The following is a 12,473-nucleotide window of genomic DNA, read 5'->3' on the forward strand; positions in this document are numbered from 1 at the left end:
TAAAGCACCAGAAGCAGTTATCCGGCGGGCAGGGACCGCGGTCGGAAAAACAATCTGAATGGACCCGTACCGCGCCAGTAGCGCCGAAAGGTCAACGCGAAGGATCGCATTACTGAAAAGCCCGGTTAGCGCCGCAATGCTGTTCACTTAAGCGCGCTCTTGGATCGTGCATACCTTTGTGGCGAGCGAGCTTGCTCGCGCTGGGCTGCGTAGCGGCCCCAAAAATCTGACAACTATTGCCGAGTTTTGTGAGTGCTACGCACTCAAGCGGGAGCAAGCTCCCTCGCCACAAGTTTCCTTTGATTCAAGACACTCTTAAGTGAACAACATTGCGGCAGCGCCGGGCTTTTTGGAATGCCTACCTCGTACGAGGCTTATAAACCTCAACGACAGAAAGGATTCGACAGAAGCCAGGAGGCCTCTCGATGTTGAAAGATTACAGATGTGGACAGTGCAAACGACTGCTCGCCCGGGTGGGTGAGTACACCGAGCTCCAGATCAAATGCTCCCGATGCGGAACATTGAATCATGTGAAGGCCGCGAGCCTTGAGCGATCGCCGTTGAGCGACATGAACGCGCAATTCAGCGCACAAAATCATTCGACTCAATAGGTGAACAACATGGCAGGACGCACACGTATTCCATTTCAAGGCAGCGGCACCTCGATTCTCCCAGCCTACCAAACCATGACGCCGGGTCAGTTCCTTCTGTCCCCAAATGGCCGGTTCAAGCTATTGCTTCAAGCTGACGGTAATTTGGTGCTGCTGGATAACGGCGCGGTGGCATGGGTCGCTAACGAGGCTCAGCCTTACAGTTCAACCATTCCCTTGCGTAACAATGAGGCGACGCAATTCTTCATTCAGTACGGCGCCTTTCTTTATGACCCGGCCCGAGCGCGTGCCTGGTTGTCGAACAACAGCACGTTTACCAGTGAAGATCAGTGGAACCGGACCCACCTGATTCTGCAGGACGACGGCAACATCGTGCTGGTTGACTCTCAGGCAATCTGGAGCGGCACCCCGTCGATTCCGCCGATTGCCGGTTCTAACGCTTCGGTGGTCATCAGTGGTCCCGCCGAGCTTGCCAGGGGCATGCCGTATTTTTCCGGTGATAGCGCGCTGATTTTCCAGGGTGACGGGAACGTAGTGGTCTACGGTCCGAACTGGAGCGTTCGCTGGGCCAGCTATACGCAGAACAAGGGGGCGGTCAAAGCCGTCATGCAGGCGGATGGCAACTTCGTTGTGTATGCCGCCAACGATGTGCCTTTGTGGAACTCCGGCACAGCGGGTCATTCCGGCGTCGTGCTGCGACTGCAACCGAATGGCGGCTTTTCCGTCGTGAAAGAGACGCCTGTCTGGGCTCGATTCGGGTACAAGCCTACCTACCGTCCAATCCGCCTGATCGATGGCTCTTCCTTCAAAACCTTTGATATCTGGACCTGGGCTGTCTGAGCCGCAGGGCGCTATGCGCCACTGCGTTGCTCAAATAAAGCAGCGACTGCATCCAGCTCGGCCTTCGCAGGGCTGGATGTGCTTGCCAGTAGAAAGCACATCACTCATCAATCACCCCGCAGGAGGCGTGACATGACAAACGAGCAACAAGCGTTGCTGGACATGCCGATCTGGCTGGTCATCGTGCTCGCCGTGATGGGCGGGGTGTCTGGCGAAATGTGGCGTGCCGACAAGGAGGGCGCCCGGGGCTGGTCATTGCTGCGGCGCCTGGCCTTGCGTTCCGGGGCCTGCATGATCTGCGGGGTCTCGGCCATCATGCTGCTGTACGCCGCCGGCATGTCGATCTGGGCGGCTGGCGCGTTCGGTTGCCTCACGGCAATGGCCGGCGCCGACGTCGCCATCGGCCTTTATGAGCGCTGGGCGGCCAAGCGGATCGGCGTGTGCGAAGTACCGCCGCGTGATTCCCGCCCGGATCAATAAAACCAATCCCCGTTGCCGTTCTGGCAACGCCGACACGCTGCATCCCCCGCGCAGCCGAACGCTTCAATCTTTGAACTGGAAACCCCCTATGTCCCTCGACATCGATAAGCCGTCGCGGCTGTTGTTTGCCATTGCCGAAGCGCTGCGCTCGGCTGACCCGGGTTTGAAAGTCGGAGCTCGTCAGGACTTCGACGGCACGTTCGATCAGGCGTGGATCCTGATCGCCCTCGAACGCAATGCAAGCGGCGAGCGCGCCCAGGACGGACGCATCGCTCATGTCCTGACGTTCTCGCTGCAAATCGTTGTACCCCCAACGCTGGATAACCCTGGGTTGGCCGCTTGCGATCTGGCAGCCGTCCTCAAGGGATGGGTGACGGATAACCGATGGGGGCTGCCAGGTAGCCAATGCGATTTGCCCGTGAACATCGATGCCTTGCCGTCGACGCTGATCAGCGGTTCGCAGGAGTACCTCGCCTGGACCCTTTCCTTCACCCAGACGATTTACCTCGGCGCATTACTGCTGGACGACCCGCTGGGCATCCCGAAATTCGCCAAAACCTGGGAAGTCTCGAACATCGACGACCCGGACCAATACACCGCACTCGAGGGCTGAGCCATGTTCGATGCGCTTTTACGTCAGCAGCTCGGCCCGATCATCGAGCGCCTGGCCGAGATGGAGGCTGAACTTGAAGACTTGCACCGGCGAACCGACAGCTTGTGTCGCATCGGCGTGTGCCAGGAAGTCGATGCGGCCAGTAACACGTGCCGGGTCAGTCATGGTGAGTTACTGAGCCCGGCCATCCGCTTTTTCAATCCCAGCGCCGGGGCGCAAAGCGAGTCGCGGATCCCCTCGGTCGGCGAGCAATGCCTGCTGCTGAACCATGGCGGTGGCGAGGGCGGCGCTCAATCCGTGGCGTTGTTCGGGCTCAACGGCAATCAGTTTCCACCCGCTTCGACACAGGCGTCGCTGACGCGTCGCCTCTATCTGGATGGCACTGAAAGCGGTTACGACGATGCCCGTCACGCCTTGCACTGGAAGAACGGCCCGGCGGCGTTCAGTGGCTCTCGCGAAGCGCTCGAGTTGAATCTCGGCCCGGCGAGGCTTGCGATCACGCCTGAGGCCATCGAACTGCAACTGGGCGCGGTCGGCTTGCGACTCGACGCTTCCGGTGTGCACCTGAGCGGCCCGGTGGTGGATCACCAGGGACGCGTCATCAGTACCGCATAAAGAGTTTCCCATGATCGGAATCGATAGAAACACCGGGGCGGCGGTCGACGACTGGCCGCAATTCGTGCAGCGCGCCACCCGGGCGCTGACCACGCCGTTGGGCACCCGTCAGAAGCGTCCTTTGTATGGCTCGCTGATCCCGGATCTGCTCGGCCGCAACCTTGGCGACGACCTGCTGATCCTTGCCCAGAGTCATGCGGCGCAGGCGTTCTACAACGAACAGAACGGTATCGGTGATTTCCAGCCGCAGGTCATTGTCGCCGGCCGGCGAGGCGCCGGGCTGGTGTTGCGATTCGCCGGCATCTGGAAAAACCGCAACCAGACCTTCGAGGTGGTGACATGAGCATGTTGATCCCTGGCCAGAACCAGTTGGCCGAACCGTCGATCGTCACCGTCGACGCGTTCGAAGACCTGCTCGCCGAGTTCAAGACGTTTGTCGTCGAGTACGTCGGCGCCCGGTCTCCCGAGACGGCGGCGAAACTCAAGGCCAGTCTTGAAAACGAAAGCGAGTTACTGACCCTGGCGCTTGAGGCGTTTTGTGTGCGCCTGCAAATCCACGAACGAAAATACAACGCCCGCATCAAGCAGATGCTGGCCTGGTGGGCGACCGGCAGCAATCTGGATGCCCGTCTCGCGGACATGGGCCTTGAGCGTCAGTTGCTCGACCCGGGCGATCCGGCAGCGTACCCGCCGGTAGCGCCCGTGTATGAAAGCGACGATGACGCCCGGTTGCGTTACTACCTGGCGCCGCACGCACCGGCCGCCGGTTCGCGCATGCAGTATCGCCGCGAGGTGTTCACCCTCGGCGAGCGTCCTGCGGTGAAGGTGGAAAGCGCGGCGGCGGGCGAGGTGACGGTCACGTACACCTTCGATCCGGACGGCCATGCGGCGCAGGTCAAGGATGGCAACGGACGTCGCACGGCACCGGGCGAGGTGATGGTCACGGTGCTGGCACGGGAAGGCGATGGCACCGCGTCAGAGGAACTGCTCGAAGGTGTGCGCGAACACTTCGCCCGACCTGATGTGCGACCGGAAACGGATCGGGTCACGGTGCAGGGCGCCCACATCAAGAACTACAAAATCCGCGTCGTCGCGAGGATCAACGCCGGCCCTGATTCGGGGCTGACCAAGGTCGCCGCACAACAACAACTGCAAGCGTATGCCCAGAGTTGTCATCGGCTGGAAGGGCGGGTCGACCCGAGCTGGATCGACTACACGCTGCACAACGCTGGCGCGGTTCAGCTCGAGATTCTCGAGCCGGTCGAACCGATTGTCACGACCGCCTTCGAAGCGCCTTGGTGCACGGGGGTCGAGGTCGAGGTGCTCACGCTATGAGTGACCCAAAACCTCGTCCGAGCCTGTTGCCGTCCAACAGCTCAGCGCTGGAAAAAGCCCTGGACCTCGGTTTCGGCACGTTGCTTGATCGCATCACGCCGCCGTTTCCCGAGCTGATGAACCCGACGGTGACGCCCTTGGCGTTTCTGCCGTATCTCGCCGCCGATCGAGGTGTCAGTGAATGGAGCTCCGAGGCGGCCGAGGCGGAAAAGCGCCTGACGGTCGAACTTGCCTGGCCCACGGCGCGGCAGGCCGGGACGCAACTGGCGCTGGAAAACGCCGCGAAAGGATTGCGCTTGATGCCTGAAGTGCGGGCCTGGTACGAGCAGACGCCACCGGGCCAGCCCTACAGCTTTTCCGTCAGGGCGTTTACCGAGCAACCCTACAGCGAAGAAATCGACGCCCGTCTCGACCGACGCCTGGCGGACGCCAAAAGCGAACGCGACATCCTGTCGGTGTCCGTTGGGTTGAGCGCATTCGGCAGTCACGTCATCGGCGCGGCGACGGTGTGCGGCGAACTCACCACGGTGTATCCGATTGTCATCGAAGGGCTCGAAGCCTCGGGTCAGGCCTTTATGGCTGCCGGGCTCTACGCCGTTGAAACATCCACTATTTATCCTCAGGGGGCCTGAATGGCTGACTATTACACCCTGCTCACGAATGCAGGGATTGCCTACGAAACCGCCTGCAAGGCGGCGGGCGTGCCGATCAAGTTGTCACAGATTTCGGTCGGTGACGGCGGCGGCACGGTCTACAACCCGGCGGCGACCGCCACTGCGCTTAAACGAGAAGTGTGGCGCGGGCCACTGAATGCGCTGTTCCAGGACGAGAAGAATCCGAGCTGGCTGCTGGCCGAAGTGACCATCCCGCCAGAAGAGGGCGGTTGGTATGTGCGCGAAGCGGGGCTCTGGACTGACACCGGGATTTTGTACGCCATCGTCAAATACCCGGAGTCGTTCAAGCCGGTGCTGGCGACGTCGGGCTCGGGGAAAGAGTTCTACATTCGCTCGATTTTCGAGACCAGCAATGCGTCGAACGTCACGCTGCTGATCGACGACACCGTGGTCAAGGCGACACGGGCCTGGGTGATGGGGTATCTCGCCGATGAGCTGGCGAAGCTGGATGGCAAACAGTCGGTGCGCGTGGTCTCCACCGGGAACATCGTACTAAGCGGTGCGCAGCAGATTGATGGTGTCGCGGTGGTGGCGGGTCAGCGGGTGCTGGTGGCGGCGCAAACGGCGGCGAAGGATAACGGTATTTATGTTGCCGCCAATGGTGACTGGCTGCGTTCGGTTGACTCGAACACCAGCGCCAAGGTGACGCCGGGTCTGAGCGTGATGGTTGAAGAGGGCACGGCGAACGGCGATTCGCTTTGGCACCTGGTCACGAATGGTCCGATCACGCTGGGCACTACGGCGCTGAGCTTTGAAATGCTGGCGGGTAGAACGGGGATTCAGGCGGGGACTTACAAGAGTTTGACGGTTGATAAATACGGTCGCGCCACTGCGGGCACGAATCCGGAAACGTTGGCTGGTTTTGGGATCAAGGACACTTATACGAAGCCTGAAATCGAGGCGCTGATTGCGCAGGCTTCGGCGTTGCCGGTTGGTGCTGTGATCGCCTTTCCAAAGTCCGCAGTACCACCGGGCTTCCTTGAAATTGATGGCAGTGTACAAAGCATCGCGATTTATCCGGATTTGTTTGCGTATCTGGGTACTTCTTTTAATACGGGCGGCGAGGGGGCTGGCAACTTCCGTTTGCCTGAGTCGCGTGGCGAGTTCCTGCGGGGCTGGGACCATGGGCGCGGTGTTGACACTGGACGGACCATTGGGAGCTGGCAGAAGGGCACTCTACAGGCATTCGATTACAGCTCGGCTTCCCCTGCTGTTTCTGGTCTTTGGCATACGGGTGCTGACGCGAATGCTCTCGCCTCACATGGTTTGGATGTTGTGAATACAGCGAACTATTCAGCCAGCTATGCCATTTATGGTACCGGGGAACAGACCACCCAAGGACTTGGCCTTGGTTCCACAAGGTCTCGCAACATGGCCGTGATGTGGTGCATCAAGGCCTGGAATACACCGATAAATCAGGGAAACATTGATGTTGCCGCGCTGGCCGCTTCGGCGGCGCAAGCCACGGAAATCAATCAGGGCACGGCAAAGGTGGCCACCGATGCGCAGATGCTCGACAGCGCAAACGATCAGGTGATCGCCACGCCAAAAAAACTGCGCAAGGGCTTTTCACTCAGTCTCGGGACGAATGGCTACATCGTGCTCCCACCTTGGCTTGGCGGTCTTGTTTTGCAGTGGGGAAATGTCGTGGTCGGCGCTACAAGTGCGGTGTTCACATTTCCTATTGAATTCCCGGCCGCTCTTTATACGGTGACAGGAAGCCCTATCAGCAGCACCTCCTCCTCGGCGGCAGGCGGGGGGGCAATTTCAGTCGGTTCACGCACGGGGGCAACAGTCTACGTGTGGGGCACCGGAAACTTTACGTACCGCTGGTTTGCACTCGGCAGCTAAGGGGAAGTAGATGAAGCGTTTTTATAGTCAGTCAACGGGTTGTGCATACATCGTCGGCATTCATCAAATCATGCCGTCGGATGCGGTTGAAATTTCCGCAGATCGCTATGACGCAATGATCGCCAATCCTGTGTCAGGCAAGGTGCGCGGTCACGACGCAGAGGGGCTGCCAATCCTCATCGATCCAGCGCCTGACGTTGCGGGAGATGAGCGCAATTGGCGGGACAGAGAACTGTCGTCGGTGATTTGGCTGCGTGATCGCCACCGCGATCAACTGGATCTTGGAACCGAAACCGCCCTGACGCCTGAGCAGTTCACGGAGTTGCTTGTATACATGCAAACGCTACGCGACTGGCCACAATCAGCAGATTTCCCTGACAGCCAATACCGCCCGGTCGCCCCACTCTGGATCGCCTAACAAACCCAATAAACGCCCCGCACCGTCGGGGCGTTTTCTTTCCCGCAATACAACCCACACAACACCCGACAGCCCCTTCCCCAAGGGGCTTTTTCGTTCAAGGAGAAACAGAAATGGCAGAACGCCAAACGTACACCGTGCTCCTCCCATTCCCCACCGGGGGTGGTCACTGGTCGAGCATCGGCCAGGAATTGCAACTGCTCGATGTGGAGGCCAGTGCGTTGCGCAGCGCTGGTCGTCTGGAGCTGAAAAATACCGCGGTTGCCGAGTCGGCCGCATCCTCCACCCCGGCCAAGAAGGCCGCTGCCAAGAAGGCTGAATAACCATGGCTGAGGTTCTGAACTTCGAGCACAACGGCATTACCGTCAATGCCACCGAATCCCCCGAGGCCATGGGTGGCCTGGGCGACAACGTCATCGGTCTGATCGGCACCGCGCCGAAGGCGGATCCGTTGATTCCACGCAATGCGCCGTTTCGCATCAACAGCTTCACCACCCAGGCGCTGCTCGATCCGACCGGCACCGAGGCGGGCACGCTGTATCACGCGGTCTTCCAGATCCTGAAAGTGGTCAAGGTGCCGGTCTACGTGGTCATCGTCGAAGAGGGCGCGACCCCGGCGGACACACTGAATAACGTCATCGGCGGCATCGATCCGCTGACCGGTCGCAAGCTCGGCCTCGCGGCGTTGGGCAGCGTGCCTGAGGACCTGACCATCATCGGCGCGCCGGGCTTCACCAGCACCAAAGCCGTGGCCGGTGAGTTCGCGTCTTTCGGCAAGCGCATCAAGGCCCGTGTGGTGCTCGACGGCAAGGACGCCGCGGTCGCCGATCAGGTGACTTACAGCCAGGAACTGGGCGGCGCGGAGCTGGGTTTCGACCGCTGCCTGCTGGTGCACAACATGCCGTCGGTGTACTCCAAGGCCGCCAAGAAAAACGTGTTCCTGTCGCCGTCGAGCCTGGCCATCGCAGCACTGGCCAAGGTCAAGCAATGGGAAAGCCCGGGCAATCAGGTGACCTTTGCCGAGGACGTTTCGCGGGTCGTGGAATACAACATCCTCGACACCTCCACCGAGGGCGATCTGCTCAACCGCTACGGCATCAGCTACTACGCCCGCACCATCCTCGGCGGCTTCTCGCTGCTGGGTAACCGCTCGATCACCGGCAAGTTCATCAGCTACGTCGGCCTCGAAGACGCGATCAGCCGCAAGCTGGTCAAGGCCGGCCAGAAAGCCATGGCCAAGAACCTGACCAAGTCGTTCATGGACCAGGAGGTCAAGCGCATCAATGACTGGCTGCAAACCCTGGTCGCCGACGAAACCATTCCAGGCGGCAGCGTGTACCTGCACCCGGAATTGAACAGCGTCGAGAAGTACAAGAACGGCACCTGGTACGTGGTCATCGACTACGGCCGCTACGCGCCGAACGAACACATGGTTTATCAACTCAATGCCCGCGATGAAATCATCGAGCAGTTCCTGGAGGACGTTCTCTAATGTTTACCAACCGCGTAAGACAGGCCATCGCGGCCACCCTGCAAGGCCTGCCGTTGTCGGCGACGGTGGAAGAGTTCACCCCGCCGAAGATCGAGTTCGAGATGGAGAACATGACCGGCGGGCGCTTCATCGGCGAGGAAATGGCCAAGAGCGGCAAAGCCCTCACCGCCACGCTCAAGCTGCAAGGCGTGGGCGCAGAAGTCATGCTCGCCCTGGGTGTGAAACTGGGCGACGACATTTTGCTGAACGTCCGTGAGGCCGGTCAGGATCAGGATGGCAACACCTGGTTCACCTACCACACCGTCGGCGGCAAGTTGAAGTCCCTGGCCGAGACGGCGCTCAAAATGAATGACAAACCGACCACCACGCTTGAGCTCTCCTGCCGCACCTACAACCGTCTGGAAAACGGCATCCCGGTGATCGACATCGACGTGCGCACCCAGAAGTTCGTGCTCAACGGCGTCGACATTCTCGGCGACGCCCGCCGCGCAGTGCTGATCCCTTGAACCTGTGGGAGCGAGCCCACCCCGGTTCGCTCCCACAAGGTTTGCTGGTCTCATGATTCACCAAGGAATTCATTTCATGTCCTGGACACCTCCTGTTCACGCCTTGTTGTCGCCGATCGCGGCCGACGATCAGTCGTCGATCGAGCAGATTCAGCTCAAACCGTTGTACTACGCCGCACAGAAAGAAGCCCTGACCCGTGCCGGCGACGATGAGGACGATCAGTTCTTCGAACTGGCGCTGCTGGCCACCGGCCTGTCGGTCAAGGAACTCGATCAACTCAAGCGCCCGGACTACGTGAGCATCGCGCAGTACGTGCACGAGATGTCGACGTTGCCGACGTCGCATTTCCTTGAGCAAGCGGACGAGGGTGAACCACCGTCGGCCGATCCCGACGACGTGACCTTGTTGCAACCGCTCGCCGTGGCGGGTCGAACCCTCACCACGCTGACTCTGGAAATGCCGGTGCTGCGCGCGACCAAAGCGATGAAAAAACTCAAGACGCCCAAGGAACGCGCCGAGTTCATCACCGCCCATTGCACCGGGCTGATGATTCCCGATCTGGCCCTGCTGACCGTGCCCGACTGGACACAGCTTCAGGTACGCATCGACGATTTTTTAAACAAACCGGCGGCCTTCTTTCGGAGCGCGACATCGAAGTAATCCTCGATGTGGTGCCGCTCATTTACCCGGTAAGTGAAGCGGACATTCTGGAGTGGGACGTCGGCAAGGCATTGCGCCGCTACGACATCGCGATCACTCGCCTTGGCGTGAAACAGGAGTAGAGCGGGATGGCAGACAGTCAATATTCGCTGGCCAGTGCGGCGATCAATAGCATGGGGTCGCCGGCAATGGGCGGCGGGTCAGCAACCCTCGGGCTGGCCGGTTTCATCGCCCCGCTGGCGCAGCTCAACCAGGCACTGAACACGGTCAGCCTGGACATACGCTTACTGACGGCAGGGCAGAACAAGCTGGGTGAAGCGCTGACGTCGCTGACAGCGGTAGTGTCTTCAGCACGCTCGGCATTCAAACGGCTCGGAGTGGGACCTGCCGCTGACAGCCCATCGCCATCGAACCTCGATGGCATGGCGGCGACTGAAACGCCCGATCAATTGGGCGCCCCCAACCTGAATGTCGATGGGGCAGGCCTGCGCTCCACTCTGCGCAGCAGTGGCGAGGCCGGTGTGGTGGCGGTGACGGCGCCCGAGCGGACGCCTGCAATCGCCGCCACGCCTCAGAACCCCGTTGTGCGCAAGGACGCGTCCGATAAAGCCGCCACTGCGACGTCAACGGTCGAAAGCAATGGCTCGACAGGGCAGACCGTCAAAGACGAAGGGCGCAATTCGACACCCGGCAGGGACGTGCTGGATGCGAGTCTCAGTCGCCTGGGGCGCGCAGTAACGCCAGACATGTCCGGCCCGCTGACGTCTCTTTCTGCTCAAGTCGACAAGCTCAGTTCAGTTGCCGAGCAACATCCCGTAATTGCCACAGGGCTGGCGGCTGTTGCCGTCACGCTCTCTTCCATCGCGTCCGTCGTGGGCGAAGCCGTCGCGACCGAAGCGTTGACCAACGTTGCCAAGAAAATCCTGAAGCGAACGGCGCCACGCCTGCCCTGGGGCCTGGGGGATCTGATCGGCGAGGACAATCGCGGCGCCGACCAGGACAACAAGCCTCCTCCACCGAAAAAGAGGACGGAAAGCAGCCTGGGTTACACGGGTGATCAGGCACGCAAGAAACGCAGGAACGCAAAACCGGACAAAGCCAAGGGGCAGGGCAATCCGAAGGGTCAATCGCAATTTGATGTCACTGTGCAGCCTCGGGTCGATAGACCGGCGGTGGCCCCGATTCTGGCTCAGGCTCAAACTCTGGCTCCAGCTCCAGCTCCAGCTCCAGCTCAGCGTCTGGTGCAATTTGCTGGCTCCAGTCCGGCCAGCCCGTTGCTCGGCAAAGCCGCCAAGGTCGGCTCCTTCCTCCCTAAAAGAGCACCAGGGCTGAACTTGCTCAGCGCTGGGGTCGATATCGCACAAGGTGTCGCCACTGGAGACACCAAAGCCGTCGCGTCCTCTGCCGGGATGGTGGCCGGTTCTTATGCGGGCGCAGCGCTCGGTACGATGATATTTCCAGGCGTGGGCACAGCCATCGGAGGTTTTCTCGGCGGCATCGCCGGATCCTGGCTGGGCGAAAAACTGGCCACACCTTCCGACCAGCTCGGTGCCCCTGATCAAGTCAGCAAAGACCTGACCAGCGCCTCGACACAGACACAAACACAGCAGATCAATTATTCACCGTCAATCCAGGTCACCTGCACGGGGGCGGATAACTCCGAGCACATCCGAACAATCGTGGCGCAGCAACTGCAGACGCAGTTCCACGGTGAATTTGTCCCCCTGATAACCACTAACGCCCTCGCCACTCGACGAGGTGCGGCCCTGACCGATGGAGGTCTGTAATGCGCCAGCAAATGGCATTGGGCAGTTTCATTTTCGGCCTGTCCCGTCACTTCGCGTACAGCGGCATCGTGCACAGCTCGGACGGAGGCTGGGTGGAGCTGGACATTGTGACCGGCAAGCCGAAATCCAGTCAGACTGGGCAAAAGGCCCAGACGCTGAAGATTACGGGGACGTCGATGTACGCGGTGGCCATGGACCGGCTCAATGAGCTGCGCACGCTACAGGAACAGCGCAAACCGGTGCCGTTGGTAGATGGCATCGGACGCAGCTGGGGGCTTTGGCGAATCAACACGGTGACGGAAACCCAGAGCATGATCATCGATGACGGCACGGCGATGGTCGTCAGTTGGGCAGTAGACCTGTCGGAGTTCATCCATGCGTAGAGTTCGAAGTCTGGCCGGTGATTCGGTGAACCTGTTGCTGTACCGCGAACTGGGTCGCTGTGACGATGCCGTCGAAGAAGCACTGTGGCGGCTCAACCCCACACTGGCGGAACCGGGGCCGGTATTGCCTGCGGGCGTCTGGGTGGTACTGCCGGAAATTGACGCAAAACCCGTTGTGACCACGCCGGTTACCGCGTGGGATTAAGG

The 12,473-nt window shown here is 60.5% G+C and carries 17 protein-coding genes; all 17 read left to right on the forward strand.

Annotated elements, in window-relative coordinates:
* Window positions 1-425: 425 nt before the first annotated feature.
* The 17 genes from ACM1ZW_RS15150 (at window position 426) to ACM1ZW_RS15230 (ending at window position 12,471) form a co-directional block, all read left to right on the forward strand.
* The gene (locus ACM1ZW_RS15150) at window positions 426-611 is read left to right on the forward strand and encodes a Com family DNA-binding transcriptional regulator (RefSeq protein WP_080995116.1); all 186 of its coding nucleotides are present in this window, start codon (window positions 426-428) and stop codon (window positions 609-611) included.
* Window positions 612-620: 9 nt separating this feature from the next.
* Window positions 621-1,451: a putidacin L1 family lectin-like bacteriocin gene (locus tag ACM1ZW_RS15155; protein WP_017336737.1), complete on the forward strand. Its 831-nt coding sequence runs from the start codon at window positions 621-623 to the stop codon at window positions 1,449-1,451.
* A 132-nt stretch (window positions 1,452-1,583) separates the two neighbouring features.
* Complete coding sequence (locus ACM1ZW_RS15160) at window positions 1,584-1,931, forward strand: phage holin family protein (protein WP_017336738.1); 348 nt, start codon at window positions 1,584-1,586, stop codon at window positions 1,929-1,931.
* An 88-nt stretch (window positions 1,932-2,019) separates the two neighbouring features.
* A complete protein-coding gene (locus tag ACM1ZW_RS15165) occupies window positions 2,020-2,544 on the forward strand; it encodes a hypothetical protein (protein ID WP_416740775.1) in 525 nt (174 codons plus the stop codon).
* 3 nt (window positions 2,545-2,547) lie between these two features.
* On the forward strand, window positions 2,548-3,159 hold the full coding sequence (locus ACM1ZW_RS15170) for a phage baseplate assembly protein V (RefSeq protein WP_414879513.1): 612 nt from the start codon (window positions 2,548-2,550) through the stop codon (window positions 3,157-3,159).
* Window positions 3,160-3,169: 10 nt separating this feature from the next.
* Entirely contained in the window at window positions 3,170-3,502 is a 333-nt protein-coding gene (locus ACM1ZW_RS15175; protein WP_017336741.1) for a phage baseplate protein, read from the forward strand.
* Window positions 3,499-4,494 carry a baseplate J/gp47 family protein gene (locus tag ACM1ZW_RS15180; RefSeq protein WP_017336742.1) on the forward strand — a complete coding sequence of 332 codons (996 nt, stop codon included), beginning with the start codon at window positions 3,499-3,501 and terminating at the stop codon, window positions 4,492-4,494. Before ACM1ZW_RS15175 ends, ACM1ZW_RS15180 begins: the two co-directional genes overlap by 4 nt.
* The gene (locus ACM1ZW_RS15185) at window positions 4,491-5,126 is read left to right on the forward strand and encodes a phage tail protein I (protein ID WP_416740776.1); all 636 of its coding nucleotides are present in this window, start codon (window positions 4,491-4,493) and stop codon (window positions 5,124-5,126) included. Before ACM1ZW_RS15180 ends, ACM1ZW_RS15185 begins: the two co-directional genes overlap by 4 nt.
* A complete protein-coding gene (locus tag ACM1ZW_RS15190; protein WP_416740777.1) occupies window positions 5,127-7,019 on the forward strand; it encodes a phage tail protein in 1,893 nt (630 codons plus the stop codon).
* A 10-nt stretch (window positions 7,020-7,029) separates the two neighbouring features.
* On the forward strand, window positions 7,030-7,437 hold the full coding sequence (locus tag ACM1ZW_RS15195; RefSeq protein ID WP_416740778.1) for a phage tail assembly chaperone: 408 nt from the start codon (window positions 7,030-7,032) through the stop codon (window positions 7,435-7,437).
* 113 nt (window positions 7,438-7,550) lie between these two features.
* Window positions 7,551-7,760: a hypothetical protein gene (locus ACM1ZW_RS15200; protein ID WP_017336746.1), complete on the forward strand. Its 210-nt coding sequence runs from the start codon at window positions 7,551-7,553 to the stop codon at window positions 7,758-7,760.
* 2 nt (window positions 7,761-7,762) lie between these two features.
* Window positions 7,763-8,929 (forward strand): tail protein, encoded by a 1,167-nt coding sequence (locus ACM1ZW_RS15205; protein WP_017336747.1) that lies wholly within the window; start codon window positions 7,763-7,765, stop codon window positions 8,927-8,929.
* Window positions 8,929-9,435, forward strand: a complete 507-nt coding sequence (locus ACM1ZW_RS15210) for a phage major tail tube protein (protein WP_017336748.1) — start codon at window positions 8,929-8,931, stop codon at window positions 9,433-9,435. The genes ACM1ZW_RS15205 and ACM1ZW_RS15210 overlap by 1 nt, the downstream gene beginning before the upstream one ends.
* Before the next feature lie 76 nt (window positions 9,436-9,511).
* Entirely contained in the window at window positions 9,512-10,096 is a 585-nt protein-coding gene (locus ACM1ZW_RS15215) for a phage tail assembly protein (RefSeq protein ID WP_017336749.1), read from the forward strand.
* A gap of 128 nt (window positions 10,097-10,224) precedes the next feature.
* Window positions 10,225-11,883 carry a hypothetical protein gene (locus ACM1ZW_RS15220; protein WP_416740779.1) on the forward strand — a complete coding sequence of 553 codons (1,659 nt, stop codon included), beginning with the start codon at window positions 10,225-10,227 and terminating at the stop codon, window positions 11,881-11,883.
* Window positions 11,883-12,266 carry a phage tail protein gene (locus ACM1ZW_RS15225; protein WP_416740780.1) on the forward strand — a complete coding sequence of 128 codons (384 nt, stop codon included), beginning with the start codon at window positions 11,883-11,885 and terminating at the stop codon, window positions 12,264-12,266. Before ACM1ZW_RS15220 ends, ACM1ZW_RS15225 begins: the two co-directional genes overlap by 1 nt.
* Window positions 12,259-12,471, forward strand: a complete 213-nt coding sequence (locus ACM1ZW_RS15230; RefSeq protein ID WP_017336753.1) for a tail protein X — start codon at window positions 12,259-12,261, stop codon at window positions 12,469-12,471. The genes ACM1ZW_RS15225 and ACM1ZW_RS15230 overlap by 8 nt, the downstream gene beginning before the upstream one ends.
* Window positions 12,472-12,473 lie beyond the last annotated feature (2 nt).

It is taken from the genome of Pseudomonas sp. NFX71, assembly GCF_048079215.1.
Taxonomy (GTDB): Bacteria; Pseudomonadota; Gammaproteobacteria; order Pseudomonadales; family Pseudomonadaceae; genus Aquipseudomonas; species Aquipseudomonas fluorescens_B.

What these genes read in the sequence shown, in the direction of transcription:
- ACM1ZW_RS15150 (WP_080995116.1), top strand. Translation starts at nt 426, where the DNA reads ATGTTGAAAGATTACAGATGTGGACAGTGCAAACGACTGCTCGCCCGG.
- ACM1ZW_RS15155 (WP_017336737.1), top strand. Translation starts at nt 621, where the DNA reads ATGGCAGGACGCACACGTATTCCATTTCAAGGCAGCGGCACCTCGATT.
- ACM1ZW_RS15160 (WP_017336738.1), top strand. Translation starts at nt 1,584, where the DNA reads ATGACAAACGAGCAACAAGCGTTGCTGGACATGCCGATCTGGCTGGTC.
- ACM1ZW_RS15165 (WP_416740775.1), top strand. Translation starts at nt 2,020, where the DNA reads ATGTCCCTCGACATCGATAAGCCGTCGCGGCTGTTGTTTGCCATTGCC.
- ACM1ZW_RS15170 (WP_414879513.1), top strand. Translation starts at nt 2,548, where the DNA reads ATGTTCGATGCGCTTTTACGTCAGCAGCTCGGCCCGATCATCGAGCGC.
- ACM1ZW_RS15175 (WP_017336741.1), top strand. Translation starts at nt 3,170, where the DNA reads ATGATCGGAATCGATAGAAACACCGGGGCGGCGGTCGACGACTGGCCG.
- ACM1ZW_RS15180 (WP_017336742.1), top strand. Translation starts at nt 3,499, where the DNA reads ATGAGCATGTTGATCCCTGGCCAGAACCAGTTGGCCGAACCGTCGATC.
- ACM1ZW_RS15185 (WP_416740776.1), top strand. Translation starts at nt 4,491, where the DNA reads ATGAGTGACCCAAAACCTCGTCCGAGCCTGTTGCCGTCCAACAGCTCA.
- ACM1ZW_RS15190 (WP_416740777.1), top strand. Translation starts at nt 5,127, where the DNA reads ATGGCTGACTATTACACCCTGCTCACGAATGCAGGGATTGCCTACGAA.
- ACM1ZW_RS15195 (WP_416740778.1), top strand. Translation starts at nt 7,030, where the DNA reads ATGAAGCGTTTTTATAGTCAGTCAACGGGTTGTGCATACATCGTCGGC.
- ACM1ZW_RS15200 (WP_017336746.1), top strand. Translation starts at nt 7,551, where the DNA reads ATGGCAGAACGCCAAACGTACACCGTGCTCCTCCCATTCCCCACCGGG.
- ACM1ZW_RS15205 (WP_017336747.1), top strand. Translation starts at nt 7,763, where the DNA reads ATGGCTGAGGTTCTGAACTTCGAGCACAACGGCATTACCGTCAATGCC.
- ACM1ZW_RS15210 (WP_017336748.1), top strand. Translation starts at nt 8,929, where the DNA reads ATGTTTACCAACCGCGTAAGACAGGCCATCGCGGCCACCCTGCAAGGC.
- ACM1ZW_RS15215 (WP_017336749.1), top strand. Translation starts at nt 9,512, where the DNA reads ATGTCCTGGACACCTCCTGTTCACGCCTTGTTGTCGCCGATCGCGGCC.
- ACM1ZW_RS15220 (WP_416740779.1), top strand. Translation starts at nt 10,225, where the DNA reads ATGGCAGACAGTCAATATTCGCTGGCCAGTGCGGCGATCAATAGCATG.
- ACM1ZW_RS15225 (WP_416740780.1), top strand. Translation starts at nt 11,883, where the DNA reads ATGCGCCAGCAAATGGCATTGGGCAGTTTCATTTTCGGCCTGTCCCGT.
- ACM1ZW_RS15230 (WP_017336753.1), top strand. Translation starts at nt 12,259, where the DNA reads ATGCGTAGAGTTCGAAGTCTGGCCGGTGATTCGGTGAACCTGTTGCTG.